The organism is Alistipes sp. Marseille-P2263 (assembly GCF_018101075.1).
Lineage (GTDB): Bacteria > Bacteroidota > Bacteroidia > Bacteroidales > Rikenellaceae > Alistipes > Alistipes dispar.
Genome location: NZ_JAGQEJ010000001.1, coordinates 433,356 through 457,947, shown reverse-complemented (window position 1 = coordinate 457,947; position 24,592 = coordinate 433,356). Strand labels below are relative to the sequence as shown.

Annotated in this window: 22 protein-coding genes; 15 read left to right on the top strand and 7 right to left on the bottom strand. The window is 63.6% G+C overall.

Going from position 1 to position 24,592, the window contains the following annotated elements:
• Positions 1 to 3: 3 nt before the first annotated feature.
• Positions 4 to 765: a DUF1295 domain-containing protein gene (locus KB554_RS01970; protein ID WP_211034812.1), complete on the bottom strand. Its 762-nt coding sequence runs from the start codon at positions 763 to 765 to the stop codon at positions 4 to 6.
• Between the two features lie 301 nt (positions 766 to 1,066).
• Positions 1,067 to 2,482 carry a glutamate decarboxylase gene (locus KB554_RS01965; RefSeq protein WP_141429566.1) on the bottom strand — a complete coding sequence of 472 codons (1,416 nt, stop codon included), beginning with the start codon at positions 2,480 to 2,482 and terminating at the stop codon, positions 1,067 to 1,069.
• 187 nt (positions 2,483 to 2,669) lie between these two features.
• On the opposite strand from KB554_RS01965, the gene KB554_RS01960 reads away from it, so the two are divergent.
• Together KB554_RS01960 and KB554_RS01955 are read left to right on the top strand one after the other, a co-directional pair.
• Positions 2,670 to 3,368, top strand: a complete 699-nt coding sequence (locus KB554_RS01960) for a Sir2 family NAD-dependent protein deacetylase (RefSeq protein ID WP_141429567.1) — start codon at positions 2,670 to 2,672, stop codon at positions 3,366 to 3,368.
• A gap of 183 nt (positions 3,369 to 3,551) precedes the next feature.
• A complete protein-coding gene (locus KB554_RS01955; RefSeq protein ID WP_141429568.1) occupies positions 3,552 to 4,166 on the top strand; it encodes a trimeric intracellular cation channel family protein in 615 nt (204 codons plus the stop codon).
• 87 nt (positions 4,167 to 4,253) lie between these two features.
• Here KB554_RS01955 and meaB read toward each other — a convergent pair whose 3' ends face one another.
• The gene (gene meaB / locus KB554_RS01950) at positions 4,254 to 5,369 is read right to left on the bottom strand and encodes a methylmalonyl Co-A mutase-associated GTPase MeaB (protein ID WP_211034811.1); all 1,116 of its coding nucleotides are present in this window, start codon (positions 5,367 to 5,369) and stop codon (positions 4,254 to 4,256) included.
• A 393-nt stretch (positions 5,370 to 5,762) separates the two neighbouring features.
• Between meaB and mce the strand changes: the two genes are divergently transcribed.
• The 5 genes from mce to KB554_RS01925 all read left to right on the top strand — a co-directional run bounded on the left by mce (position 5,763) and on the right by KB554_RS01925 (position 9,787).
• Positions 5,763 to 6,173, top strand: coding sequence for a methylmalonyl-CoA epimerase (gene mce, locus KB554_RS01945; protein ID WP_022309181.1), 411 nt, complete (start codon positions 5,763 to 5,765; stop codon positions 6,171 to 6,173).
• 13 nt (positions 6,174 to 6,186) lie between these two features.
• Positions 6,187 to 7,752, top strand: a complete 1,566-nt coding sequence (locus tag KB554_RS01940) for an acyl-CoA carboxylase subunit beta (protein WP_141429570.1) — start codon at positions 6,187 to 6,189, stop codon at positions 7,750 to 7,752.
• Between the two features lie 15 nt (positions 7,753 to 7,767).
• Complete coding sequence (locus tag KB554_RS01935; protein WP_232522873.1) at positions 7,768 to 8,103, top strand: hypothetical protein; 336 nt, start codon at positions 7,768 to 7,770, stop codon at positions 8,101 to 8,103.
• Between the two features lie 8 nt (positions 8,104 to 8,111).
• Positions 8,112 to 8,573, top strand: coding sequence for a biotin/lipoyl-containing protein (locus tag KB554_RS01930; RefSeq protein ID WP_141429571.1), 462 nt, complete (start codon positions 8,112 to 8,114; stop codon positions 8,571 to 8,573).
• Between the two features lie 95 nt (positions 8,574 to 8,668).
• Entirely contained in the window at positions 8,669 to 9,787 is a 1,119-nt protein-coding gene (locus tag KB554_RS01925; RefSeq protein ID WP_162502099.1) for a sodium ion-translocating decarboxylase subunit beta, read from the top strand.
• A gap of 298 nt (positions 9,788 to 10,085) precedes the next feature.
• Here KB554_RS01925 and KB554_RS01920 read toward each other — a convergent pair whose 3' ends face one another.
• Positions 10,086 to 11,276: a multidrug effflux MFS transporter gene (locus KB554_RS01920; protein WP_211034810.1), complete on the bottom strand. Its 1,191-nt coding sequence runs from the start codon at positions 11,274 to 11,276 to the stop codon at positions 10,086 to 10,088.
• Positions 11,277 to 11,425: 149 nt separating this feature from the next.
• Here KB554_RS01920 and KB554_RS01915 point away from each other — a divergent pair, with 149 nt between their 5' ends.
• The 5 genes from KB554_RS01915 (at position 11,426) to tsf (ending at position 15,274) form a co-directional block, all read left to right on the top strand.
• Positions 11,426 to 12,271: a helix-turn-helix domain-containing protein gene (locus KB554_RS01915; protein WP_211034809.1), complete on the top strand. Its 846-nt coding sequence runs from the start codon at positions 11,426 to 11,428 to the stop codon at positions 12,269 to 12,271.
• 189 nt (positions 12,272 to 12,460) lie between these two features.
• The gene (rplM, locus tag KB554_RS01910) at positions 12,461 to 12,916 is read left to right on the top strand and encodes a 50S ribosomal protein L13 (RefSeq protein ID WP_141429575.1); all 456 of its coding nucleotides are present in this window, start codon (positions 12,461 to 12,463) and stop codon (positions 12,914 to 12,916) included.
• A gap of 5 nt (positions 12,917 to 12,921) precedes the next feature.
• Positions 12,922 to 13,308 (top strand): 30S ribosomal protein S9, encoded by a 387-nt coding sequence (rpsI, locus tag KB554_RS01905; protein ID WP_141429576.1) that lies wholly within the window; start codon positions 12,922 to 12,924, stop codon positions 13,306 to 13,308.
• Positions 13,309 to 13,493: 185 nt separating this feature from the next.
• A complete protein-coding gene (rpsB, locus tag KB554_RS01900; protein WP_141429577.1) occupies positions 13,494 to 14,411 on the top strand; it encodes a 30S ribosomal protein S2 in 918 nt (305 codons plus the stop codon).
• A gap of 32 nt (positions 14,412 to 14,443) precedes the next feature.
• Positions 14,444 to 15,274: a translation elongation factor Ts gene (gene tsf, locus KB554_RS01895; RefSeq protein WP_141429578.1), complete on the top strand. Its 831-nt coding sequence runs from the start codon at positions 14,444 to 14,446 to the stop codon at positions 15,272 to 15,274.
• A gap of 200 nt (positions 15,275 to 15,474) precedes the next feature.
• Here the strand turns inward: tsf and KB554_RS01890 are convergent, their stop codons facing one another.
• Positions 15,475 to 18,687 carry a UvrD-helicase domain-containing protein gene (locus KB554_RS01890; protein WP_211034808.1) on the bottom strand — a complete coding sequence of 1,071 codons (3,213 nt, stop codon included), beginning with the start codon at positions 18,685 to 18,687 and terminating at the stop codon, positions 15,475 to 15,477.
• 110 nt (positions 18,688 to 18,797) lie between these two features.
• Here KB554_RS01890 and KB554_RS01885 point away from each other — a divergent pair, with 110 nt between their 5' ends.
• From KB554_RS01885 to KB554_RS01875, 3 genes are read left to right on the top strand one after another with little or no spacing between them, the layout of a single operon-like run.
• Positions 18,798 to 19,586: a DUF2807 domain-containing protein gene (locus KB554_RS01885; RefSeq protein WP_242116227.1), complete on the top strand. Its 789-nt coding sequence runs from the start codon at positions 18,798 to 18,800 to the stop codon at positions 19,584 to 19,586.
• A 17-nt stretch (positions 19,587 to 19,603) separates the two neighbouring features.
• Positions 19,604 to 22,447: a PD-(D/E)XK nuclease family protein gene (locus KB554_RS01880; protein ID WP_211034807.1), complete on the top strand. Its 2,844-nt coding sequence runs from the start codon at positions 19,604 to 19,606 to the stop codon at positions 22,445 to 22,447.
• Positions 22,448 to 22,455: 8 nt separating this feature from the next.
• A complete protein-coding gene (locus tag KB554_RS01875; RefSeq protein ID WP_211034806.1) occupies positions 22,456 to 23,025 on the top strand; it encodes a sugar O-acetyltransferase in 570 nt (189 codons plus the stop codon).
• A gap of 5 nt (positions 23,026 to 23,030) precedes the next feature.
• On the opposite strand, the gene KB554_RS01870 is transcribed toward KB554_RS01875, so the two are convergent.
• A complete protein-coding gene (locus tag KB554_RS01870) occupies positions 23,031 to 23,630 on the bottom strand; it encodes an HAD family phosphatase (RefSeq protein WP_211034805.1) in 600 nt (199 codons plus the stop codon).
• A gap of 10 nt (positions 23,631 to 23,640) precedes the next feature.
• On the bottom strand, positions 23,641 to 24,591 hold the full coding sequence (locus KB554_RS01865) for a M23 family metallopeptidase (RefSeq protein WP_211034804.1): 951 nt from the start codon (positions 24,589 to 24,591) through the stop codon (positions 23,641 to 23,643).
• Between the last annotated feature and the right edge of the window lies 1 nt (position 24,592).

Sequence of the window (24,592 nt, the reverse complement as noted above, 5' to 3'; positions counted from 1 at the left end):
GGGTTAATAGATAAAGGGTATGATGCGCTTCCTGCGGAGCGAGGTGAACTCCTCGCCGAACTCCTGTTCGTAGCGGCGGCGCAGCGAGGCGGCGCGGGGCGCGAGGTTGGCGAAGGTCCACCAGGCGAAGACCGCCCCGGACCACGACCACGAGGCGACGGCGAAGCCGGTCCATTCGAGCAGCTCGCCGAAGTAGTTGGCCGACGAGACGTAGCGGAACATGCCGCCGCGGGGAATGTAGTGCCTCGTGTCGCCGGGGCGGCGGAGGCGGCGGATGATGCTGTCCGAATGGATGTTCACGGCCATCCCGGCGAGGAACAGCGCGCCGCCGGCGTAGATGAAGGGCTGCGAGAACCACCCGGCGTAGTAGTCCGCCGGGGAGACGTAGAAGATCCAGCCGCCCTGCATCAGGGCGTTGAGCGTGTTGAAGACCATACCCATGAGGACGATGCCGAGCGGCATTTTCGACTTCCCGCGGATGAGCAGCGGGAAGATGAAGGCCCGCTGGAGGTAGTGCGTCTGGAAGAGGGCGAACAGCGCGAGCGGTCCGGCCTGCCACATGCGGTCGGAGCAGGCCCAGAGCACGCACATGAGGATGAATACCGGGGATTCCATCACCACCCATCCGATGCGGTTCGGGACGGGTGGTCCGTAGCGGCGGTCGAACAGGTAGCCGTAGCCGGCTTCGAAGAAGTGCAGCGCCACGAACACCCCGAGCGCCGCGACGGCCATGACGATAAGGAAAATGTCGAAACTCTCTTTCATAGGCGGCCCGGGTATTCCCGGCGGATAAACACGGTAAAGGTAGTGTTTTTTTCCGGTCCGGGCAAGTCCTCCGGTCCTGGCCGCTTGTCTGTTTCGTCCGGAAACGGGGCCGATTCGTCCGGAGCGGAAAACGGAGACGGCCTCCGTTTCCGAAAGGAAGCGAAGACCGTCCGGGGCGCTGCCGCCCGGGAGAGGCGCGTGCCGCGTGGCGTTCCGGCGATGCCGGCCGCGGGAAGACGCCCGCCGGGGCGGCGCGGAGGCTGCACCCGCGCACCGGGGCGTGCGGGCTGTGCGGGCCGCGTCAGTGCGTGTAAACCTTGCCCTTCTGTTTCTCGTTTTTCTCGAACAGGAGGCGCGACTGCGTGGGGTAACGGAGCTTCTCGAACTCCTCCACGGCGTTGCGGATGTCGCCCATGAGCATGTCGGCCATGTCGCGCGACATGCCCTGCCGCACCACGATGCGCATGACGATCAGTTGTTCGATGTTCGCGGGCATCGTGTAGGCGGGGACCATCCAGCCGCTCTGTTGCAGTTTGGCCTGCAAGTCGAAGAGCGTCCATTTGGCCGTTTTCTCGTAGGCCGGGTCCATCGACCAGATGAAGAGCGGATTGACCACCTCTTTGGCGAAATTCCGGAAGCAGGTCATCTCGCCGATGGCACGGTGGCAGTAGGCGGCTATGTCCATCGAGTTCTGCTGGATCTCCTTGTAGCCCTCGAATCCCAGCCGGATGAAGTTGTAGTACTGGCCGAGAATCTGAGCCGCCGGACGCGAGAAGTTCAGGCCGACCTGCGTGATGTTGGCGCCGAGGTAATTGACCGAGAACGACATTTCGTCGGGCAGGTACTTCTTGTCCTTCCAGACGACCCAGCCCAGACCCGGATAGACCAGCCCGTACTTGTGGCCCGACGTGGAGATCGACAGCACCCACCGCAGCCGGAAGTCCCATCGCTTCTCGGGCTTGAGGAACGGCAGGATGAATCCGCCCGAAGCCGCGTCCACGTGGATCGGAATTTCGTAGCCGGTCCGGGCGTTGTAGGCGTCGAGGGCCTTGTCGAGCGCCTCGATGTCGTCGTCGAGTCCGGTCCACGTCACGCCGGCGATCGGCACGATGCAGATGGTGTTCTCGTCGCACGCCTTCAGCGCGGCGTCGATGTCGAGCGTGGGGTGCTGTTCGTCGAGGGGCACGGTGCGCAGCTCGATCTGCCAGAGCTGGCAGAACTTCTCCCAGACGACCTGGAACGCCGAGCTCATCACCAGGTTCGGCTTGTCGAAGGGTTTTCCGGCGGCCTTGCGGCGGGCTCTCCAGCGCAGCCATGCGGCCACGCCGCCCAGCATGCACGCCTCCGAGGAGCCGATTCCCAGCGCGCCGGTCTTCCATTCGGCCTTCTCGGGCGAATTCCACAGGTTGGCGATGATGTTCAGGCAGCGGCCGCACATGACGGCCACGCGCGGATACTCCGTCTCGTCGATGTAATTGACGTTGATCGCCTCGTTCATCAGACGCGTGGCGTAGTCGTCCATGTAGGTCGTCACGAAGGTGGCCAGGTTCAGGCGCGGCTGCGTCTGCGGGTAGGTCTCGTCCTTGACCAGTTGGTAGGCCACTTCGGGGGCCGTCTTGCCTTTGGGAATAAATTCCGTGGGTGCGGGACAGCGCATTTCCTGCGTGCCGAAGATGTCGGTCAGGGTGTCCTCGCGGGGATGTCTTTGTTGATTCATACCGTAAAAGATTTTTTTGGTTCGTATTGCCGTTCCCGTCGTTGCACGAACTATGCCATGCGCGTCCGGCGGGGAAAAGTTTTGCCCCGGAGGCTTGCGATTCTCCCGCAAAGAGGGTAGTTTTGTCAGGCCGCCCGGCCGCGGCGCGGAGGAATGCGGCGCGGCCGGACGGCGGAAAGTGCTGGATATGAAGAAAATCGTCGTTTTTACCGGCGCCGGAGTGAGCGCCGACAGCGGCCTTGCGACCTTCCGCGATGCGGACGGGCTCTGGGCCGATTACCGGATCGAGGAGGTCTGCACGCCCGAGGCGCTGGCCCGCAACCGTGCGCTGGTGGTCGGGTTTTACAACGAGCGCCGCCGCGAGATGCTCGCCGCCCGGCCGAACGCCGCGCACGAGGCCATCGCGCGGCTGGAGCGGGCCTGCGAGGTCGAGGTGGTGACGCAGAACGTCGATGACCTGCACGAGCGGGCCGGATCGACGCGCGTGACGCACCTGCACGGCGAGCTGCGCAAGCTCCGTTCGTCGCGCGATCCCGAACTCGTCGTGCCCCTCGACGGCTGGGAGCAGCCGCTCGACGCCACGGCGCCGGACGGGGCGCTGCTGCGGCCGCATATCGTCTTCTTCGGCGAGGCGGTCCCGATGTTCGAACGTGCGGCCCGGATCGCCGCGTCGGCCGACGCGATGATCGTCGTCGGCACGTCGCTGGCGGTCTATCCTGCGGCCTCGCTGGTGCGTTGCCTGCCGCCTGCGGCGCCGATCTGGCTCGTCGATCCCGGCCGTCCCGACACGGCGGGCATCCGCAATCCGCTCACCGTCATCCGCAAGCGGGCGGCCGAGGGCGTTCCCGAGCTGGTCGGGGAGCTGCTGCGCGGCATGCGCGGGTAGTCTGCGCGGTCCGGGCCGTGCGGAGGCCTCCGCGGACCTTGCGGATGGCAGTTCCGCGGACGGGGCGGATCGGCGGATGCTCCCGCGGGTGCGATTCGCGGCCGTGGGATGGATATTGTCGAATTTTGCGCTATCTTTGCAGCCCTCCGGGCGGGCGGAATTTCCGCTTCGGAGGAACCGACGATGACACTCTTCACATTTATCGAAATCCTGGGTACGCTGGCCTTCGCCATCAGCGGTATCCGGCTGGCTTCGGCCAAGCGCTTCGACTGGTTCGGGGCCTATGTCGTGGGGTTCACCACGGCCATCGGGGGCGGTACGCTGCGCGATCTGATGCTTTCGCTGACCCCGTTCTGGATGCTCGACAGCTCCTACCTCGTGGTCACGGCTTTCGCGCTGGGCATCGTGGTCGTGTACGGCCGTTACCTGATCCGGCTCAACAACACCTTCTTCATTTTCGACGCCATCGGTCTGGGGCTGTTCACGGTCGTCGGCGTCGAGAAGACGCTCGGCGCCGGATTCCCGCTCTGGGTGGCGGTCATCATGGGCACGATTACGGGCGCTGCGGGCGGCGTGCTGCGCGACATTCTCATCAACGAGGAGCCGCTGATTTTCCGCAAGGAGATCTATGCGCTGGCCTGCGTGTTCGGCGGACTGGTTTACGGCGGCGGTCTGGCGGCGGGACTTTCGGGGGCCACGCTCCAGATCGTCACGGCGCTGAGCGTGATCGCCGTGCGGATCGTCGCCGTGCGCTTCGGGCTGCGCCTGCCGACACTCAGGCAGAACTGGGATGCGTAGCGGGCCGCCGTGCGTGCGGACATGCACGGAAAACCCCGTCTGCCGCTTCTTTCGGCGGACGGGGTTTCCCTCGTCGGGCGAATGCCTTTATTTCAGCTCCTTGAAGTAGAGTTCCAGCAGCTCCTTGGCGGCGACGAACGACGAAATGCGGTCCTCGAGCACCCGTTTCTCGTACTCCCCGATACGGGCCTCGACGGCCGGATCGCGGTAGAAACTGCCGCGCAGCGCTTCGTTGATCGTCTCGTACATCCAGTACTTGTTCTGCCGGTTGCGGTTGTGCTGGAAATAACCGTTGGCGTGAATGTGGTCGAGAAACTCCTCCACGCCTTTCCAGACCTCCTCGAGACCCGTTCCGGCCACGGCCGAACAGGTATAGACCTTGGGCCGCCAGCCCGATTCGGGCAGCGGGAAAAGCCGCAGCGCTCCCTGGAACTGCGTGCGGGCCAGCTCGGCCTTGCGGACGTTCTCGCCGTCGGCCTTCGTGATGACCATCGTGTCGGCCATCTCCATGATGCCGCGCTTGATGCCCTGCAATTCGTCTCCGGCGCCGGAGATCTGCAGCAGCATGAACATGTCCACCATCGAATGCACGGCCGTCTCGGACTGTCCGACGCCCACCGTCTCGATGAAGATGACGTCGAAGCCGGCGGCTTCGCACAGCACGATCGTCTCGCGCGTCTTGCGCGCCACGCCGCCGAGCGATCCGGCCGAGGGCGAGGGGCGGATGAAGACGTCGGGGTTGTGACAGATGCTCTCCATGCGGGTCTTGTCGCCGAGGATCGAGCCTCCGCTGCGCTCCGACGAGGGGTCGATGGCCAGCACCGCGAGCTTGTGGCGCAGCGAGGTGACCATGTTGCCCACGGCCTCGATGAAGGTCGATTTGCCGGCTCCCGGGACGCCCGTGATGCCGATGCGCACCGAATGCCCGGCGTGGGGCAGGCAGCGCTCGATGATCTCCTGCGCCTGGGCGTAGTGGGCCGGATTGGCCGACTCGACGAGCGTGATGGCCTGCGAGAGGGTGGTGATGTTGCCCGCGAGGATGCCCTCGACGTACTCGTCGGTCGAGAGCGCGCGCTTGCGGCGCCGCGTGAAGTAGGGGCTTACGATCGGCTGGTCCCCGACGCCTTCCGAGACGTTGAGCGCCGTGTCGTGGTGCGTGTCCGCATACTCCTTTTCGTAGTGGTTTATCTTCGTGAATGACATAGGCTTTTCATATCGTTTTCCGTGTGTTTCCCTTGTCGGCCGGCTGCGTGTTCCCTTTCCGTTTCCCGTCCGCTTCCTCCGGTCGCTCCCCGTCCCGCGGGGCGTCCGACGCCGAAAGATAGCGATTTTTTTCGGGATCGTCCGCAAATTTCCGCTCCGATTTGCTCCGTGCGTTCCCGACCCGCCGCCGGAGGGGGCATCTGCGTGCCGCCGCTTCCGCCCCCGGTGTCGCCTTTCCGGACATTTTCCGCGAATTTCGGGGCGAAGGAATCGCCAAAAAAAGTCGGTCGAATTTTGGCGAATCCCGAAGAATTCTTCTATCTTTGTGTGCGCAAAAAAATTACGACGCATTGATCCGGAAATAACAGTCTTTTAACTTAAATCATTTTTGTTATGAAAGTTTCTCATATCGAGCATCTCGGCATCGCTGTAAAGAGCCTGGATGAAGCCATTCCCTACTGGGAGAACGTATTGGGCCTGAAGTGCTATGCGATCGAGGAGGTCGCCGACCAGAAGGTGCGCACGGCCTTCTTCATGCTGGGCCAGACGAAGATCGAGCTGCTGGAGCCCACGTCGGAGGATTCGACGATCGCCAAGTATATCGAGAACCGCGGCATCGGCATCCACCACATGGCCCTCGCCTGCGAGAATATCGAGGAGCAGCTCGCCGACGCCGAGGCCAAGGGCATCCGTCTGATCGACAAGACGCCGCGCAAGGGCGCCGAGGGCATGACCATCGCCTTCCTGCACCCGAAATCGACCCAGGGCATTCTGACCGAACTTTGCGAGAACAAGAATAAATAATCCATCACATATTATGAGCGATATTCAGGACAAGATCAGCAAGTTGATCGAGAACCGCGAGACGGCGCGCATGGGCGGCGGTCAGAAGGCGATCGACAAGCAACACGAAAAGGGCAAGTACACGGCGCGCGAGCGTATCCAGATGCTGCTGGACGAAGGCTCGTTCGAGGAGTTCGACATGTTCGTGACGCACCGCTGCTACGATTTCGGCATGGAGAAGAAGCACACCTTCGGCGACGGCGTGGTGACCGGCTACGGCACGATCGGCGGACGTCTGGTATATGTCTTCGCACAGGATTTCACCGTGACGGCCGGTTCGCTGTCGCTGTCGATGTCCGACAAGATCTGCAAGGTCATGGACATGGCCCTGCGCAACGGCGCTCCCTGCATCGGCATGAACGACTCGGGCGGCGCGCGTATCCAGGAGGGTGTCAATGCGCTGGCCGGCTATGCCAACATTTTCCAGCGCAACGTGATGTCGTCGGGCGTCATTCCGCAGATCTCGGCCATCTTCGGCCCCTGCGCCGGCGGTGCGGTCTATTCGCCCGCGCTGACCGACTTCATCATCATGAAGAAGGAGACCTCGAATATGTTCCTCACGGGTCCGAAGGTCGTCAAGACCGTCACGGGCGAGGACGTGACGCAGGAGCAACTGGGCGGCGCCGTGATGCACACCACCAAGTCGGGCGTGGCGCAGTTCGCCGTCGATACCGAGGAGGAGGGCATCGAACTGATCAAGAAGCTCATCTCCTACATGCCGCAGAACAACATGGAGGACGCTCCGCTGGCCATCTGCACGGACCGCATCGACCGGCTGGAGGATTCGCTCAACGAGATCATCCCCGACAGCGCCAACAAACCCTATGACATGGCGGAGGTGATTCGCGCGATCGTCGATAACGGCGAGTACCTGGAGTCGGCCGCGGGCTATGCGAAGAACATCATCACCTGCTTCGCCCGCTTCAACGGCCAGTCGGTGGGCATCATCGCCAACCAGCCCAAATTCATGGCCGGCGTGCTGGACATCAACGCCAGCCGCAAGGCGGCGCGTTTCGTGCGCTTCTGCGATGCGTTCAACATTCCGATCGTGACGCTGGTGGACGTTCCGGGCTTCCTGCCGGGCACGACCCAGGAGTACGGCGGCGTCATCACGCACGGCGCGAAGCTGCTGTTCGCCTACTGCGAGGCCACGGTTCCGAAGATCACCGTCACGCTGCGCAAGGCTTACGGAGGCGCCTACATCGTCATGTCGTCGAAGCATATCCGCGGCGACATCAACTACGCATGGCCGACGGCCGAGATCGCCGTGATGGGTGCCAGCGGCGCCGTGGAGGTGCTCTACGGCAAGGAGCTCAAGGAGCTGGCCGACAAGCCCGAGGAGCGCGCCAAGTTCGTGGCCGAGAAGGAGAAGGAGTACAACGACAAGTTCTCGAACCCCTACAACGCCGCCCGCTACGGCTATATCGACGACGTGATCGAACCGCGCAACACGCGTTTCCGCATCATCCGCGCGTTGCAGTCGCTGGCTACCAAGCGTCTGCAGAACCCGCCCAAGAAGCATTCCAACATTCCCCTGTAATAAATCCGCACGACTATGAGAATATTAACGGTTATGGATTGGGGCTGGTCGGAGATGCTGTGGGTGGCGCTCATCAGCATCTGCCTGGTCTTCTTCGTCCTGCTGTTGCTGGTGTGGGTGATGAAGGGCTTCGGAGCCGCTTTCTCGCGCCGCAACGCCAAGAATCCGGAAGCCGCCCAGGCTCAGTTGCACGACGAGGAGATCGCCGCGATCGCCACGGCGCTCAAAATGTTCCGCAGCGAGCTGCACGACCGGGAGTCGGAGGTGCTGACCATCCTGAGCATCAAGCGCGCCTATTCGCCCTGGAATTCCAAAATTCACGGTTTAACCCAGATGCCTGACAGAAAATAGCTAAAACAATGAAAGATTACTCTTTGAAAATCAACGGACATAATTACGACGTGCAGATCGACGACGTCAATGAGGCCTCGACGCTGGCCCATGTCGTCGTCAACGGCGTCTCCTACGAGGTGGAGATCGGAGGGGCCCAGACCGCCGCTTCGAAGAAGCCTCAGGTCGCTCCCGCGGCCAAAGGCGCGAACAGCGCGATGATCACGCCCGCGACGGCGGCTCCTTCGCCCCGTCTGGCAGCCGTGGCTCCCAGCGCGGGATATGCGGTGAAGTGCCCGCTGCCCGGCACGGTGCTGTCGGTCAAGGTCGCCGTGGGCGACACCGTTTCGCGCGGACAGACGCTCGTGGTGCTCGAGGCGATGAAGATGGAGAACAACATCGACGCGGACCGCGCCGGTGTCGTCAAGCAGGTGCTCGTGCAGCAGGGCGCCACGGTCATGGAGGGTGATAACTTAATCGTCATCGAATAACCATGTGTACGCTGCTGACCTCGGGCTCCGATTTCGTGTGGAACAGCCTCCGCGACTTCGCGGGTTCCACCGGCATCGCGGGCTTCTTCGCCGAAATGGGCTGGGGCAACGTGGCGATGATCCTCGTCGCGTTCTTCCTGCTCTATCTGGCCATCCGGCATAAGTTCGAGCCGCTGCTGCTTTTCACCATCGCTTTCGGCATGCTGCTCACGAATCTTCCGGATGCGAACCTCTACCACACCGAACTCTTCGAGGGCGGACACGTGCATTGGGACATCTTCGTCGCCAATGCGGGTCTGCTCGACTACCTCTATCTGGGCGTGAAGCTCGGCATCTATCCCTGTCTGATCTTCGTGGGCGTGGGGGCCATGACCGACTTCGGTCCGCTGATCGCCAATCCCAAGAGCTTCCTGCTCGGCGCTGCCGCGCAGATCGGCATTTTCGCCACGTTCCTGGGCGCCTATGCCCTCGGTTTCACACCCGCGCAGGCCGGTTCGATCGGTATCATCGGCGGCGCCGACGGCCCGACGGCCATCTACCTGACGTCGATGCTTTCGCCCGAGCTGCTCGGCCCGATCGCCGTGGCCGCCTACTCCTACATGGCTCTCGTGCCGGTGATCCAGCCGCCCATCATGCGTGCGCTGACCACCAGGAAAGAGCGTGCCATCCGGATGCGGACGCTGCGTCCCGTGTCGAAGTTGGAACGCATCCTCTTCCCGATCGTCATCGCCGTCATCATCGCGTTGTTGCTGCCGAGCGCCGCACCGCTGATCGGCTGCCTCATGCTGGGCAACCTGATGAAGGAGTGCGGCGTGGTGGACCGTCTGTCGAAGACCGTGCAGAACGAGCTGATGAACATCGTGGTGATCTTCCTCGGTCTGACGGTGGGCGCTACGGCCACCGCCGAGGCGTTCCTGAACTTCCGCACGCTGGGTATCCTCGTGCTGGGCGTCGTGGCCTTCGGACTGGGTACGGCCGGCGGCGTGTTGCTCGCCAAGCTGATGAATCTTTTCTCGAAGGAGGGCAACAAGATCAACCCGCTGATCGGTTCGGCCGGCGTGTCGGCCGTGCCTATGGCCGCCCGCGTTTCGCAGGTGGAGGGTCAGAAGGAAGATCCGGGCAACTACCTGCTCATGCATGCCATGGGACCCAACGTGGCCGGTGTGGTCGGCTCGGCCGTGGCTGCGGGCATTCTGCTTTCGTTCCTCGGATAGGATTGCGGCATTCGCAAGATCCTGTTTTTCATACGGCGTCGTAACCTGCGGGTTGCGGCGCCGTATTTTTTTGCGGAGGGACCGGCTGTCGGAAAGAGGTGGGGACTCCGGCCCGGGAAGCCCCTGCGTATCGGTTCCGGCTGTTTTCGCGCAGCGGCCGAAGAAGGGGAGGAAGGGAAGGATTTGCGCGGTTTCCGCGGGAAAAGAGCCGGCGTGTCGGCCCGGAAAGAGGCCGGCGTGACCTGACGGACCTTGCGGCGGAATAGGTATTCCGCGCCCGGCCTTCCGGGAGCGGGTTCTACCGGCAGGAAGGGCGGCAGGCCGAGCCGTGGAAGAGAACCGGCAGGCAGAGATTCGAGCAGAGGGAGCCGGCGAAGAACAGGACGGCCGTGGAGGTCAGCAGGTCGCCGATTCCGACCATCGGCGAGGCCAGTCCGCCGAAGACGTAGGCCGAGGCTCCCAGCAGGGCGGAGGCGACCCCCGCGTTCTGCCGTTCGCTGTCCATGGCCAGCGTGTTCGAGGCGGTGAACACGATTCCGATGGCTCCGCAGATGCCGAAGATCAGCGCCTCGTAGGCCCAGAACGGTGCGTGCATGCCGAATGCGACGCAGAGCAGGGCGGAGAACAGCAGCATTCCCGCATTGCCGGCCCGCACGGCCTGCTCCATCGTCGGGAACCTGACGACTGCGGCCGAGGCGGCGGCCATGGCGACCGCATTGAGCCCGAAGAAGAGGCTGAACTGCGACGGGGTGAGTCCGTAGTGTTCCTGCATGATGAACGGCGCCGAAGCCAGATTGACGAACAGCACGCTCATGGCGAAGCCGTATTGCAGGGTATGGCAGAGGAAGGCGCGGTTGTGCAGCACCTCCCGGAAGTTGCGGCCCACGTCGCGCCACCCGGTCGCTTTCCGACGCGGTTTCGGGAGCGATTCGCGGAATCGGAACGTTCCGAGCAGCAGGATGCCTCCGAAGAGCAGCAGGAACCAGAAGATGCCGTGCCACCCGTCCCCGTATTCCGACAGGATGCCGCCGCCGACGGGCGACAGAACCGTGGCCACGCCGTTCACGGCGCCTATGAGGGCCAGCATCCGCGCGAGTTTGCCGATGGCGTAGCGGTCGGTGGCGATCGACCGCGAGAGGACGATGCCTCCGGCCGCGGCCAGCCCCTGAATGAACCGGAAGGCGATGAAGTCGAGGATGGTTCCGGCCAGCAGACAGCCCCCCGTGGCCAGCATGAACAGCCCGAGCGCCGTCAGCAGCGCCGGCCGCCGGCCGTATTTGTCGCTGACCGTGCCGAAGAACAGTTGTCCCGCGGCCAGGCCGATCGTGCTCGCGGTCAGGCTCAACTGCACCATCGACGAGGAGGCTCCGAAAAACTCCGTGAGCACGGGAAACGCCGGCAGGTACATGTCCATGACGAAAGGCCCGAAAGCGCTCAGTATGCCCAGGTAGAGCAGCAGGAATAGTTCCGAATTGTGTTTCCGTTTCATCGTTCGCAGTCGTTTTCCGGGGTGCAAAAGTACCGCATCGGCGGGAAATCCGCCGTGCATTAATTTGCGGAAAACATTTCATTTTAGGAACTGATGCGCCCGAATCGGCGGATTATGGCTATTTTTGCGGGGTAAAAACAGCATAAACGATGGAAGAACCCTTCGTCCGGCCGCCGGATGCCATACGATACGAAGAGGGCGATCTGTCCGCCCTGAGGAGGGCCCCGGTGCATTTCCGCTGCGGTGTCTATCTGGTCTGCGTCCGCGGGAGCGCCGTCGTCTCGACGGGCATCCAGCACTACCGGATCGGGGAGCAGTCGGAGCTGATCTTCCTGCAGGGTTCGCTGATGCAGGTGGTGGAGGCGAGCGGCGACTTCCGGGTGCGGATGGTGACCTTCTCGCGCGAGCTCTTCCTGGAGGCCGTGCTGCCGATCGACTCCCCCTATCTGGACTATACGCACGAACATCCCGGCTACCGCCATACGCAGGACGAGCGCAGCCAGAAGACCTGGCGGGAGATTCTCCTCTGGATGGACGTGGCGCGGATGCTCTTCGCGGAGGGCGGCACGCAGTTCCGGCGGCAGCAGGAGCTCAACTTCCTGCGGAGCCTCCTGATGTGGGTGTTCAACACCATTCAGGAGAAGATCGGGGGCACGCAGCAGTACACCCGCAAACAGGCGTTGAGCCACCAGTTCGTCGGCCTGCTCCGCGAATATGCCACGCGCGAGCACGCCGTGTCGTTCTATGCCGACCGGATGTGCATCTCCCCGCGCTACCTCTACGAGGTGACCGTCGAGTGTCAGGGCGGCAGGACACCCAAGCAGCTCATCGACGAGCAGCGGCTGGCCGAGGTCAAGGTGCTGCTGAGCGATCCCCACCTCTCGGTGACGGAGATCGCCGAGCAGTTGGGATTCGCCGACCAGTCCTATCTGACCCGGTTCTTCCGGCGTCATACGGGGATGTCGCCCAAGGCGTTCCGGGCCGGAATCCGGTGACCCCGGCCTCCGATCCCGCGGCGTCGGACGGAGGGCGTGCCCGATGGCGCGTGCCGGCGGTTCCGTTTTTCGGCCTTGCGTCGTAATTTTCTGCGACTTGGCTTGTAGTGTGAAATATTTTTCGTACCTTTGCGCACCCGCAATGTGCGGGATAGGATTACAACAAGTTAAATTTAAACGTAAAACACAGTGGATTCATTAAGCTACAAGACTATCTCGGCCAATGCATCGACGGTGACCAAGGAGTGGGTCGTCATCGACGCTACGAACGAGGTATTGGGACGTCTTGCATCGCAGATCGCGAAGATCCTCCGAGGCAAGAACAAGCCCAGCTACACGCCCCACGTGGACTGCGGCGACTACGTCATCGTCATCAACGCGGAGAAGGTGAAGCTCACGGGCAACAAAATGACCGATAAGGTTTACACGCGTCACACCGGATATCCGGGCGGCCAGCGTTTCGCCACCCCCGCCGACTATCTGGCCAAGAAACCGACTTTCCTCATCGAGAAAGCCGTAAAGGGTATGCTCCCCAAGACCCGTCTGGGCGACAAGCTGCTCACGAACCTGAAGGTTTACGCCGGCGCCGAGCATCCGCACGCCGCCCAGAACCCGAAGCCCATTAAGTTAAACGAGATTAAGTAAGAGTTATGGAAGTTGTAAACACCGTAGGTCGTCGTAAGGCCGCTGTGGCTCGCGTATTCGTGAAGCCGGGTAAGGGTCAGATTACAATCAACCGCAAGGAGCTTGCAGCCTATTTCCCGCTCGAGATTCTCCAGTTCCAGGTGAAGCAGCCGCTGCTGGCCACCAACACCGCCGAGAATTTCGACATCACGATCAACCTCGACGGAGGCGGTATCAAGGGACAGGCCGAAGCCGCTCGTCTGGGTATCGCACGCGCACTGTGCGAGATCGACGCCGAGATGCGTCCGGTGCTCAAGAAGGCCGGATTCCTCACGCGCGATCCCCGCGAGGTTGAGCGTAAGAAGCCCGGTCAGCCCGGAGCACGTCGCAAGTTCCAGTTCAGCAAGCGTTAATCCGCACGCACGACCGGAAATTTCGGCAAGCACGGCGTCGGTTCCAAATCGGAAGGACTACCTATTTATATTATATGTATTACCGCCCGGTTGCCGCGCCGCGGAAAACCCATCGGGACCAGCGAAGCTGCTACCCGGAGGGTTGAGGAAAAGAGAATTAAAATTAACCAACGAAACGAATTGAAATGTCACGTACAGATTTTAATACATTACTGGAAGCCGGTGCGCACTTCGGTCATCTGAAGCGCAAATGGAACCCCAAAATGGCTCCGTATATCTTCATGGAGAAGAACGGCATCCACATCATCGACCTGCACAAGACCGTGCTGAAGATCGACGAGGCCGCCGCCGCCATCAAGCAGATCGCCAAGAGCGGCCGCCGCGTGCTGTTCGTCGCCACGAAGAAGCAGGCCAAGGAGATCGTTGCCGAAAAGGTGGCAGCCGTCGGAATGCCCTACGTCACCGAGCGCTGGGCCGGCGGCATGCTGACAAACTTCCCCACCATACGTAAAGCCGTCAAGAAGATGGCCACCATCGACAAGATGACCAACGACGGCACTTTCGATAATTTCTCCAAGCGCGAGAAGCTTCAGATCGCCCGTCAGCGCGCGAAGCTCGAGAAGAACCTCGGTTCGATCGCCGACCTGACGCGTCTTCCCGCCGCACTGTTCGTCGTGGACGTGCAGAAGGAGGCCAACGCCGTGAAGGAGGCCAAGCGGCTGAGCATCCCCGTATTTGCCATGGTAGACACTTGTTGTGATCCGACCGACATTGATTACGTTATACCTGCAAATGACGATGCCGCCAAGTCGATCGCCGTGGTCGTAGAGGCCATGTGCGCCGCTATCGCCGAAGGTTCGGAGGAGCGCAAGCTCGAGAAGGAGAAGGAGGCGCAGGAGGCCGAGGCCGAAGGCGCCGTGAAGAAGGAGGGCAAGCCCCGCATCAAGAAGGCCGTGAAGGCTACGGTGGACGCCGAGGAGGCTGCCGTTGCCGAGGTCGTGGCCGCCGTGGAGACCCCCTTCGAGGAGCCGGTTGCCGTCGAGGCTGCTCCCGCCGCCGCTGAAACCGCTCCCGCTGCCGAGGCGGAGCAGAAGGCCGAGTAATCCGAACAATAACGAAAAAAACAGATACGACTATGGAAATCAAAGCTGCTGATGTGATGAAGCTCCGCAAGATGACCGGTGCCGGCATGATGGACTGCAAGAAGGCCCTCATGGAGGCGGAAGGCGATTTTGCGCGTGCTCAGGACATTATCCGCGAGAAGGGCAAGCTCGTCGTGGCCAAGCGTGCCGACCGTACCGCTACCGAGGGTGTGGTCGTGACGAAGATCGTGGGCCAGAAGGCCTATATCCTCTGCCTGGCCTGCGAGACGGACTTCGTGGCTCAGAACGCCGAGTATTCGGCTTCGGCCAACGCGATGCTGGAGGTGGCCGTGAAGAACGACGCCGCCGACCGCGACGCGCTGATGGCTACGAAGAACGATGAGGGCCGCACCGTCGAGGAGATGGTCACCGAGAAGTCGGGACAGACGGGCGAGAAGATCGAACTGGCATACTATGCCCGTATCGAGGCTCCCTACTGCGCCGCTTACGTGCACTTCAACAAGAAACTCGGCACGGTGCTGGGTTTCAACAAGGAGGTTCCCGCCGAGGTGGCCCACACCGTCGCCATGCAGGCTACGGCCATGGCTCCCGTTTCGATCTCGGAGGCCGACTGCCCCGCAGAGGTCATCGAGCACGAGCGTAAGATCGCCGTGGAGGCCATGAAGCAGGACCCGAAGAACGCCAACAAGCCCGAGGCCATTCTGGAGAAGATCGCCGAGGGTAAGATGCGCAAATTCTTCGAGGAGAACACGCTGCTCAACCAGCTCGTCGTAGGCGAGAAGGAGACCATCGCCGAGTATATCCGCAAGGCCGACAAGGAGGCCACGGTGATCGCCTACAAGCGCTTCGCGCTGGGCGAGTAACCTCCGTCGGCCGACGGGGGAGGGAGCGTATCCGGAGAGCCTTTGGGCCTGCCGGAAGACGATCCTGCCGGAATTTCGGCCGTATGATACGAATGAAACACCCGGTTACCGCAGTGGTAGCCGGGTGTTTCGTTATTTTCGGGGTAGCAGGCACAAGGGGCGTTCTCCGGAGGAGAAGTCAATGTCTTCGGCGGACACGGTTATACCACCCGCTCCACCTCGCCCCGCCGGACATACCACAGGTAGCCTTCGACGCGGGCGTAGCCCATTCCGCGCAGCAGGGTGCAGTAGCCGCCGATCTGGCGGCGGTAGCGTTCGGCGTCGCGGTCGCCGAATTTGTAGTCCACGACCACGGCCCTGTCGCCGGCGATCATCACGCGGTCGGGCCTCCGTGTCGTGCCGTTCGGGGCGCCGGAGCGGTCGTCGGTGTCGTTCGGGACGCCGGGGAGACAACCGGCGCCGTCTGCCGGGCGGGGAAGGATGATCTCCTGCTCGTTGCGCACCTCCTGCCATCCGCCGCCGAACCATTCGCGGACCTCGGGCAGCTCCAGCGCCCGGTCGATGGCTTTTCCGAGCCGGGCGGCCTGGTCGTCCGTCAGCGTGCCGTCGGCACGCATGGCGTCCACGGCCTCGCGGATCTGCCGCTCGTCCTCGGCCTGCTCGAAGGCCCTGTGCATCAGGATTCCGAAGTTGCGGGGCGCCAGCTCGGTCTCGCCGCCCTCCTCGAAATAGCGCTGCGAGGGGAGCCGCAGCCGGAGTGCGGCCTGTGCCGTGGGGTACTCTTCGAGCAGAACGTGCTCCGCTTCGGCGTCTTTCGTGCCGCCCGCCACGGGGCCTGCGAACTCCCCGAAGACGTAGTGCTCGCCCCGCTCGTCGGCCGTGTAGCGCCCTTCGAGCGTGCCGACCGTCGCCCGGTCGCCCTCGACGCGGATGCTTTGCAGCAGCAGCCCGCCGACGTTCGGCGCGCCGCCCTTCTGCGGCACGAAGACGTGCAGCGATTCGGCCGCGCGCGTCAGGGCCACGTACAGCAGGTTCACGTTGTCAACGTGGGCGTATACCAGTTCGCGGTAGTATTCGGCCGAGAAACCCGATTCGGCCATCGCCCGTTTGTAACGCACCGGGAAGCGGCCTATCGCAGCCGCTTCGCCGTCGCGGGCCTCCGCCCAGACGATGTTCTGCACGTTGCCGCCCGACTTGGGGTCGAGCTGCCAGGAGCAGTAGGGGATGATGACGGCCCGTTTTTCGAGCCCTTTGGCCTTGTGGACGGTGGTTATTTCGACGGTCGTGGCGCTCTGTTCGACGCTCAGCGAGCGGTTCCGTCCCTGCTCATCCCACCAGCGGAGAAACAGTGCGATGTCGGCGATCTTCGCCGCCGAGAAGGCGATGATCTGTTCGTGGATGGCTTGTAAGTAGGCGATCTGCCGCCGGTCGCCCTGCAGGTCGTGGCGCATGACGATCCGTTCGAACGCCTCTTCGGGCGACAGCAGGCGGATCGAGCGGAAGAAGCTCCGCTCCCCGTCCGGGAGCTCCCGGTCGAAATCGCGGCCGAGGTAGTGGTTGTAGACGGCGCGGTTGAGCGTGTCGTCGGGGTCGAGCGCCAGCCGCAGCGCGGCGGCGATGAACGAGCTCACGGGGGCGTTGCCCACGATGAGCGCCTCCTGCGTCATCACGTCGAACCGGTAGCGCGGCTCCTCGTTGCGGCGCTTGAACTCCAGCAGCTCGGCGGCGACCTTCGCGCCGTCCGTGGCACTGCGCACCAGCACCATGATGTCCGCCGGGCGGAATCCCCGGTCGATCAGCTCGCAGATGCGCTCCACCACGGGCGGCCGCTCGGCGAAGGTCTCGATCGAGACATACCCCGGGTGCTCGCCCCGGCGCCGGGGCGTCTGCGCCTGTTCGCGGTAGGCGTCGGCGAGCGTGTCTCGCAGTGCGGCGGCCTCCTCCGCGCCGATGTCGCCGCGCCCGGCGGCTTCGTCGAGGCGGGTGTTGAGCGCGAGGTTGTCCGCCGAGACGATGCGGTCGATCGCCGCGTTGTTGAATTCCACGACGCACGGCAGGCTGCGCCAGTTCTCCCGGAGCACCTCGACCCGTGTGTTCTCCGTGCCGAGCGCCCGTTGCGCCTCGTCGTGCAGCAGCCGCCAGTCGCCGCCCCGCCAGCGGTAGATCGACTGTTTGATGTCGCCCACGATGAACACCGAGGTCTCCTCCGACTGCGCCATGGCGTTCTGCAACAGCGGCAGGAAGTTCTCCCATTCGCGCGAGGAGGTGTCCTGGAACTCGTCGATCATGAAGCGTTCGTAGCGGTTGCCCACCTTTTCGTAGATGAACGGAGCGTCGTTGCGGCCGATGAACTCCGAGAGGAGGTATTTGGTTTCGGAGAGCAGCATCGTGCTCTGCTCGGCGCAGAGCTGCTGCACGCGGGCGTAGAGGTCCGACAGCAGCGCGAAGCTGCGGTAATTCTCGCGCAGCAGGTCGCAGGTGTTCCACAGCCGGATATTCTCGTCGTAGAGCGTGCAGAGCTTTTGCAGCAGGGGTCGCAACTGCGGTACGAGGCGCTCTGCGGGCGAACCCTTCGCCGCCCATCCCTCCGGTGCCGCCGCCCGCTTGCGGACGGTTTCCGTGGGGGCTTTGAGCTCGCCTCCGGCCACGGCGTAGAAATAGCCTGCGAAGCTGCGGCTCTTGCCCGCGAAGTCGGCCGCCGCGAGCCCTGCGGCCGCGATCGCCCCGACGGCTTCGGAAGCCGTCCGGCGCATCTCCTCGCGCGAGGCCGCCGCCTGCGCCGTGGCGCGTGCCACGATTTCGCCCAGCTCCTCCTTCGGACGCGCCTGGGCGAGCGTCGCCTTGTTCCTTTCCTTGAAAAGCTCTCCGGCCAGCGAAAGGATGCCGTCGCGGACGTCCCATTTGCGCCCCTCGTCGATGCGCTCCTGCACGAATGCCGTGAGCCACCGTCCGAGGGCGGGGTCGTCGGTGATCCGGTCGATGAGCGAGTCGGCGCTCTTCGAGAGCACCGAGGCCGTCTCGATCTCGACGTTGTAGTTGAGGTCCAGTCCCAGCTCCTTGATGAAGGCTCTGAGGATGCGCTGGAAGAAGGTGTCGATGGTCAGCACCGTGAAGCGCGAGTAGTCGTGCAGGATTCTCGAACGCGCCTCGGCGGCCCGTTTGCGGACGGTCTGCTCGTCGAGCCGCAGCTCGCGGCAGAGGCTGTCGAGGTAGGCGCTTCCGGCTCCCGAGGCCAGTGCATGAATCTCCTTGAGGATGCGCGACTTCATCTCTTCGGTGGCCTTGTTCGTAAAGGTCACGGCGAGGATATGGCGGTAGAGGTCGGGCCGTCCGACGACGTCGCGGACGAATTTGTAGGCCAGTTGGTAGGTCTTTCCCGATCCGGCGCTCGCATTCAGAATCTTCGCTCTCACTCTTCGAAAAGTCGGTTTTCGAAAGTAAAAGTACGGAATAAATCCCGGATTTCGCAATATTTTTAGTACTTTAGCGGGAACAATTACGACTTCGGACCATGAAAAAACAGATGAAGCGACTGATTCTGACGGCCCTTCTGGCAGGGGTTTCCGTCGGTGTCCCGGCCCGCACACCGGGGCTTCCCGCCGCCGATACGGTGAGCGGGGCGATGCCTGCTGCTCCCGTTTCCGCGCCGGTCGCGGCGGCTTCCGACACGTCCGGAGGGGAGCGCAGCGAGTGGCTGCCGTCGTTCACGGCCGTCGAGGTCGCCGCGCCGGTCGATATCCGCTTCGTGCAGGTTCCCGATACGGAGGCTCCGCGGATCATCTACGATACGAAGGGCTCCTATACGACCCGGTTCCGCGCCGAGGTACGCGACCGCGTGTTGCGGATCACCGAGCGGCGCGACGCCCGCCGGCCCGAGCGCACGACCGTCACGGTGTGCTACAATACGCTGGAGCGGATTTCGGTTTCGGATGCCGCAGCGACGTTCGAAGGCCGCTTTTCGGCCACGCTGCTCGATCTCACGGTGGGCGGTGCGGCGAAGCTGACGGCCGATCTGGACGTGAAGGACCTCCGCATGGAGCTCTCGGGCCATAGCTCGGCCGCGCTTTCGGGGGCGGTGCGCTACCTGACGCTCTTCGTCTCCACGGGCGCTGTCGAGGCTCCGGAACTGGAGACGATGTCGGCGCAGGTGAACGTAACCTCTTCGGGCAGCGCGACGCTGTGGGTCACCGACCGTTTCGAAGCCAAGACCTCCACGGGCGGCAGGATCGCCTACAAGGGCGAGCCTGCGGTGCTGCGTGTCAGCGAGAAGTTCATGGGCGGCAGCATCGCCCGCATCGGGGAGGCGGAGTAAACGGCCGCCGAGGGACGATGGAGAGTTTCCTGGGCGAAGTCGCGGCGGATCTCTATGCGCGCTACGGCGAGGAGTTGTCGCAGCGCGCCGTGCTCTTTCCGTCGCGCCGTGCACGGCTGTTCTTCACCGACGCCCTCGCGCGGATCGCCCGGCGGCCGATGTGGCAGCCGTCGTGGACCACGATCGACGAACTGATGTCCGAAATATCGGGCCTCCGGACGGGCGACCGCCTGCGGCTCATCACGGAGCTGTACGGAATCTATTCGGAGTACCACGCCGAACCGTTCGACAAATTCTACTTCTGGGGCGACATGCTCCTCGCCGATTTCGACACGATCGACAAATACCGGATCGACGCCGCGATGCTTTTCCGCAATATCGAGGAGATCCGGGAGATCGAGGCCGACATTTCCTACCTCACCCCCGCGCAACTGCGGATCGTCGCCTTCTGGTCGTCGCTCGGCGCCGAGGCCGACCTTTCGGAGGAGAAACGGCGCTTTCTGGCGATATGGCGGACGCTGGGACCGGTCTATCGCCGCTTCCGCGAGCGGCTTTCGGAGCTGGGTATCGCCTACGGCGGCATGGTGCAGCGCGCCGCCGCCGACCGCCTGCGCAGCGGCGAGTTCGCCTTCGCGACGCCCCGGCGCTTCGTCGTGGCGGGATTCAACGCCCTCTCCGAGTGCGAGAAGGAGCTGTTCCGCTTTCTCTCCTCTGCCGCGGAAACCGATTTCTACTGGGACTACGACTCCTATTATAAGGACGATCCGGAGCAGGAGGCCGGAATGTTCGTGCGCGAAAACGTCGTGCGCTTCCCGCCCCGTGCCGAACTCTCGCACGACGGCATGTCGCGGCCCAAGGAGCTGACCTCGGTGGCCGCCGTGTCGAACGCCGTGCAGTGCAAGTACGTGGCGACGATCCTCCGCGGGTTGGCGGCCGGCGGCCGGCTGGGCAAGGAGACCGCCGTGGTGCTGACGGACGAGAACCTGCTGCTGCCGTTGCTCTGCGCCATGCCGCCCGAGGTCGGGCCGGTCAACGTCACGATGGGCTATCCGCTGCGTGCCAGTCTGGCCTACACCTTCGTCGAGCGCCTCGTGGAGTTGCAGGCCCGCCGCCGGACGAAGGGTGCGGATTGCACTTTCTACCACGCCGACGTCACGGGGCTGCTCGCGCACCCCTATGTCGCCGGGTGCGACGCGGAGTTGACGCGCCGCTTGCAGGAGGAGATCATGCGCGAGCGGCGCATTTCGGTCGAAGCCTCGTGGCTGGGGCGTAACGACCTGCTGCGGCTCGTCTTCTCCCCGGCCGCCGGCTGGCGGGCGCTCTCGGCCTGGCTGTCGGAGGTCGTGGCGGCGGTCGTGCGGATACCCTGCCCGGACGACGACGCCCGCCGGCGGACGGAATTCCTGGCAGTCATCGCCGGGGAGATCGCCCGGCTCGGCAACTCGTTGGACGAATGCGGTATAGAGCCTGCGCCGGAGGTCTATGCCTCGCTGTTGCGCCGTCACTTGCAGACGTTGCGCATCCCCTACGAGGGCGAGCCGCTCGAAGGGGTGCAGGTCATGGGCATCCTCGAAACGCGCAACCTCGACTTCGAGAACGTCGTGATCCTCTCGATGAACGACGACAACTTCCCGGGCAACCGCATGGCGCAGGCGTCGTTCATTCCCTACAACCTCCGCGCGGCCTATTCGCTGCCCACGCCCGAGCACCACGAGGGCGTCTATGCTTACTATTTCTACCGCCTCGTGCAGCGCGCCCGCCGCGTGTGGATGCTCTACTGCGCCCATGCCGACGACAAGTCCACGGGCGAGCCGAGCCGCTATATCTACCAGTTGGGTTACGAGAGCGGTTCCCCGCTGCGGCGGATCGAGGTGGGCGTGGACGTCAATCTGGCGGAGACCGCGCCGATCGAGGTCCGGAAGGACGAGGGCGTGATGCGGCGGCTGGAGCGCTTCACCGATCCCGGATCGAAGGCCACGCTTTCGCCCACGGCCTTCTTCCGCTACGTGGCCTGCCCCCTGCGGTTCTACTTTCACTCCGTGGCGCGGCTCGACGCCGGCGACGAGATTTCCGAGGAGGTGGACGCCCCGATGTTCGGCACGATCCTCCACGCCGCCGTACAGCGGCTCTATGCCCCGATCGAAGGCGAGGCGCACCCCGGCGGAACGCTGCGGGCGCTGATCCGCACGGGCGAGGTCGCCGCGGCGGTCGAGGCGGCGATCGGCGAACACTACCTGAAGGACCCGAAGGCCACGGCGGCCGACTATACGGGCAATCTGGTGCTGGTGAAGGATATCGTGGTGCGTTACCTGCGCGGCGGAGTGATGCCCTACGATGCGGCGCACGACGGCTTCCGGGTCGAAGGGCTCGAGCGGAGGGTGGACTACGGCTTCGACTTCGCGACGGCCGGGGGGCCGCGGCGGATGAAGTTCTCGGGAATCGCCGACCGCATCGACCGCCTGGACGACGGGTCGCTGCGCGTGGTGGACTACAAGACCGGCTCGCCGCATCTGGAGTTCGCCGGTATCGGAAGCCTTTTCCGCGGCGAGGGCAGACAGCGCCTGTCGAATATCGTCCAGACGCTGCTCTACGCCATGATGCTCTACCGTTCGGAGGGGAGCGACGCCACGCCGGCGCTCTACTACGTGCGGGCGATGAACCGCCCGGACTATTCGCCGCTGCTCGACGACAGGGAGCTGTCGCTGCGCGGGGCGCGCTATTCGCTCTACGCCGAACGCTTCGAGGAGCTGGTGCGCGAGACCCTCGCCGAAATGTACGATCCCGCCGTGCCGTTCCGTCAGTGCGCGGATGCGGACACCTGCCGCTACTGCGATTTCAACGTGATTTGCAAACGAGGATAAGAGCCCGTATGAGAACCGAAAAGGAGAAAATGCTGGCCGGAGAGAACTACGATGCCACCTCTCCGGAATTGTGGGAACGCTGGCAACTGGCGAAGCGGTTGCAGTCCGAGTACAATAACACGCCGATGACCGATACCGGGCATTTGTCGGCCTTGCTGGATCTTCTTCTGGGTTCATACGGAGAGCATGTCTGGATCTCGGCTCCGTTCTTTGTGGATTACGGGGAAAACATCCATATCGGTCATCACGTGGAGATCAATATGAACTGTGTCTTCCTCGACTGCAATCGGATAACGATCGGGAACTATTCGGGCATCGGTCCCGGCGTGCATATTTACACGGTTTTCCATCCGACGAATCCGGCGGAGCGGCGGAACGAAAACGCCGCTTTCTGGAATTCATCCACGGCTCCCGTAGTCATCGGCGACGACGTGTGGATCGGCGGACGGAGTGTGATCCTTCCGGGCGTGACCGTCGGGAATGGCACGACGATCGGTGCAGGCAGCGTCGTTACGCATTCGATTCCTTCCGGTGTCGTGGCTGTCGGCAATCCCTGCCGGGTCATCCGGCATTTGTGAAGAGTTCAGAGTCTGACGACGACATAGCCCGCTCCGCTGCGGCGGGCGGCCTCGATGCCGATGGCCGAATCCTCGAAGATAAGCGTTTCGTGCGGCGAGCATCCTTCGCGGCGCATGGCCTCCAGGAAACAGTCGGGGTGGGGCTTGCTGCGTGCGACGTCCGCGCCGGAAAGCACTCCGTCCACCCGGCCCAGGGGCGCTTCGTCCGGTCCTGCGGCGGGACCTCCGATGCCCAGATGACGCATGACGTTCCCGATGTTGGCGCGGCTGCCCGTCGAGACGATCCACACGCGGCCCCCTTGCGCGCGGAACTGCCGGCAGAATTCCCATAGCGGCCGGTTGAGCCGCACGGTGTCGAAATAGCGGGGATAGAGCGCGATCTTGCGCAGCCGCAGCCGCTCGCGTTCCGCGGGATCGGCGACGCCGATCCGCGTGAGGAACTCCTCGCAGCGCATCCCGAAATAGCGGGCCGCATACTCCTCCTCGGTCAGGGCGTAGCCCGCTTCGTGCAGCGTTTCGACATAGGCGAGCGTGTTGGCGCGCCGCGTGTCTGCCAGCGTGCCGTCGAAGTCGAGCAGCAGAAGTCTGATCCGGGAATCGGTCATGGCGCGGAGGTCAGTCGAAAGCCTGCATCCCCGACTGGGCGATGCGGATGAGCCGTTGGTATTCCGAGGGGGACAGCTCCATGAAGAAGTAATGGACCGGGTCCACGCGCATGCCGTTGTAGCGCACTTCGTAATGGAGGTGCGGCGAGAGCGAGAGGCCCGTGTCGCCCGAAAGGGCGATGATGTCGCCGCGGCGGACTTGCTGCCCGCGGCGGACGTTGATGCGCGAAAGGTGACTGTACGAGGTTTCGTAGCCGTTGCCGTGGTCGATCACTACGGTCCGCCCCTGTGTCGAGTTGCGCGTGGCCACGTCGCGTACCACGCCGTCGGCCGTGGCGAAGACGCGGGACCCTTCGGGAATGGTGTAATCGACGCCCTGATGCGATTGCAGCGTCTTGTAGAAGGGGTGGATGCGCATTCCGTAGGAGGCCGTGAGCAGCGTGAGCTGCTTGTTGATGACGGGCTGTATCGAGGGAATCCGGTCACAGTCGCGTCCGGCCGAGTCGATGCGCTCCTGCAGGGCGAGATAGGTGTCGTTGAGCTGTCCGAGCTGTCGCTCCATGTCGGCCACGCGGTCGCGCAGTTCGCGCTTGAGGCGGCGTGTCGAGCGGTCCACGATCTTCTCGTAGGTCAGGCTCTGCTGCCGTTCGTACTCCGAGTCGAAGTCGTAGGGGTCCGACTCGAAAAGAATGCGGAACACGCTGCGGTCGCGCGCCGCGAGGTTCTCCATGACCGTTTGCAGCGAGTCGTAACGCTGCGTGAGCGCCGCGTATTCGCTGCGCAGTCGGTCCGTCGAGTGCTTCATCTCGTATTCGAGCGGCGTGTCGAAGAAGAGCGAGAAGCCGATGTAGTAGAGTACGGCGGCTCCCAGCCACACGAACAGGTGGACCGTCGTGCGGATGATGCGCTGTTTGCGGCGGCGGCGCTTGCGCAGGCGTGCCAGATCCTTCTTCCCGGTCATC

Bases quoted from the DNA above. Each gene is read 5' to 3' on its own strand.
- KB554_RS01970 (WP_211034812.1), bottom strand. From the start codon at position 765: ATGAAAGAGAGTTTCGACATTTTCCTTATCGTCATGGCCGTCGCGGCG.
- KB554_RS01965 (WP_141429566.1), bottom strand. From the start codon at position 2,482: ATGAATCAACAAAGACATCCCCGCGAGGACACCCTGACCGACATCTTC.
- KB554_RS01960 (WP_141429567.1), top strand. From the start codon at position 2,670: ATGAAGAAAATCGTCGTTTTTACCGGCGCCGGAGTGAGCGCCGACAGC.
- KB554_RS01955 (WP_141429568.1), top strand. From the start codon at position 3,552: ATGACACTCTTCACATTTATCGAAATCCTGGGTACGCTGGCCTTCGCC.
- meaB (WP_211034811.1), bottom strand. From the start codon at position 5,369: ATGTCATTCACGAAGATAAACCACTACGAAAAGGAGTATGCGGACACG.
- mce (WP_022309181.1), top strand. From the start codon at position 5,763: ATGAAAGTTTCTCATATCGAGCATCTCGGCATCGCTGTAAAGAGCCTG.
- KB554_RS01940 (WP_141429570.1), top strand. From the start codon at position 6,187: ATGAGCGATATTCAGGACAAGATCAGCAAGTTGATCGAGAACCGCGAG.
- KB554_RS01935 (WP_232522873.1), top strand. From the start codon at position 7,768: ATGAGAATATTAACGGTTATGGATTGGGGCTGGTCGGAGATGCTGTGG.
- KB554_RS01930 (WP_141429571.1), top strand. From the start codon at position 8,112: ATGAAAGATTACTCTTTGAAAATCAACGGACATAATTACGACGTGCAG.
- KB554_RS01925 (WP_162502099.1), top strand. From the start codon at position 8,669: ATGGGCTGGGGCAACGTGGCGATGATCCTCGTCGCGTTCTTCCTGCTC.
- KB554_RS01920 (WP_211034810.1), bottom strand. From the start codon at position 11,276: ATGAAACGGAAACACAATTCGGAACTATTCCTGCTGCTCTACCTGGGC.
- KB554_RS01915 (WP_211034809.1), top strand. From the start codon at position 11,426: ATGGAAGAACCCTTCGTCCGGCCGCCGGATGCCATACGATACGAAGAG.
- rpsI (WP_141429576.1), top strand. From the start codon at position 12,922: ATGGAAGTTGTAAACACCGTAGGTCGTCGTAAGGCCGCTGTGGCTCGC.
- rpsB (WP_141429577.1), top strand. From the start codon at position 13,494: ATGTCACGTACAGATTTTAATACATTACTGGAAGCCGGTGCGCACTTC.
- tsf (WP_141429578.1), top strand. From the start codon at position 14,444: ATGGAAATCAAAGCTGCTGATGTGATGAAGCTCCGCAAGATGACCGGT.
- KB554_RS01885 (WP_242116227.1), top strand. From the start codon at position 18,798: ATGAAGCGACTGATTCTGACGGCCCTTCTGGCAGGGGTTTCCGTCGGT.
- KB554_RS01880 (WP_211034807.1), top strand. From the start codon at position 19,604: ATGGAGAGTTTCCTGGGCGAAGTCGCGGCGGATCTCTATGCGCGCTAC.
- KB554_RS01875 (WP_211034806.1), top strand. From the start codon at position 22,456: ATGAGAACCGAAAAGGAGAAAATGCTGGCCGGAGAGAACTACGATGCC.
- KB554_RS01870 (WP_211034805.1), bottom strand. From the start codon at position 23,630: ATGACCGATTCCCGGATCAGACTTCTGCTGCTCGACTTCGACGGCACG.
- KB554_RS01865 (WP_211034804.1), bottom strand. From the start codon at position 24,591: ATGACCGGGAAGAAGGATCTGGCACGCCTGCGCAAGCGCCGCCGCCGC.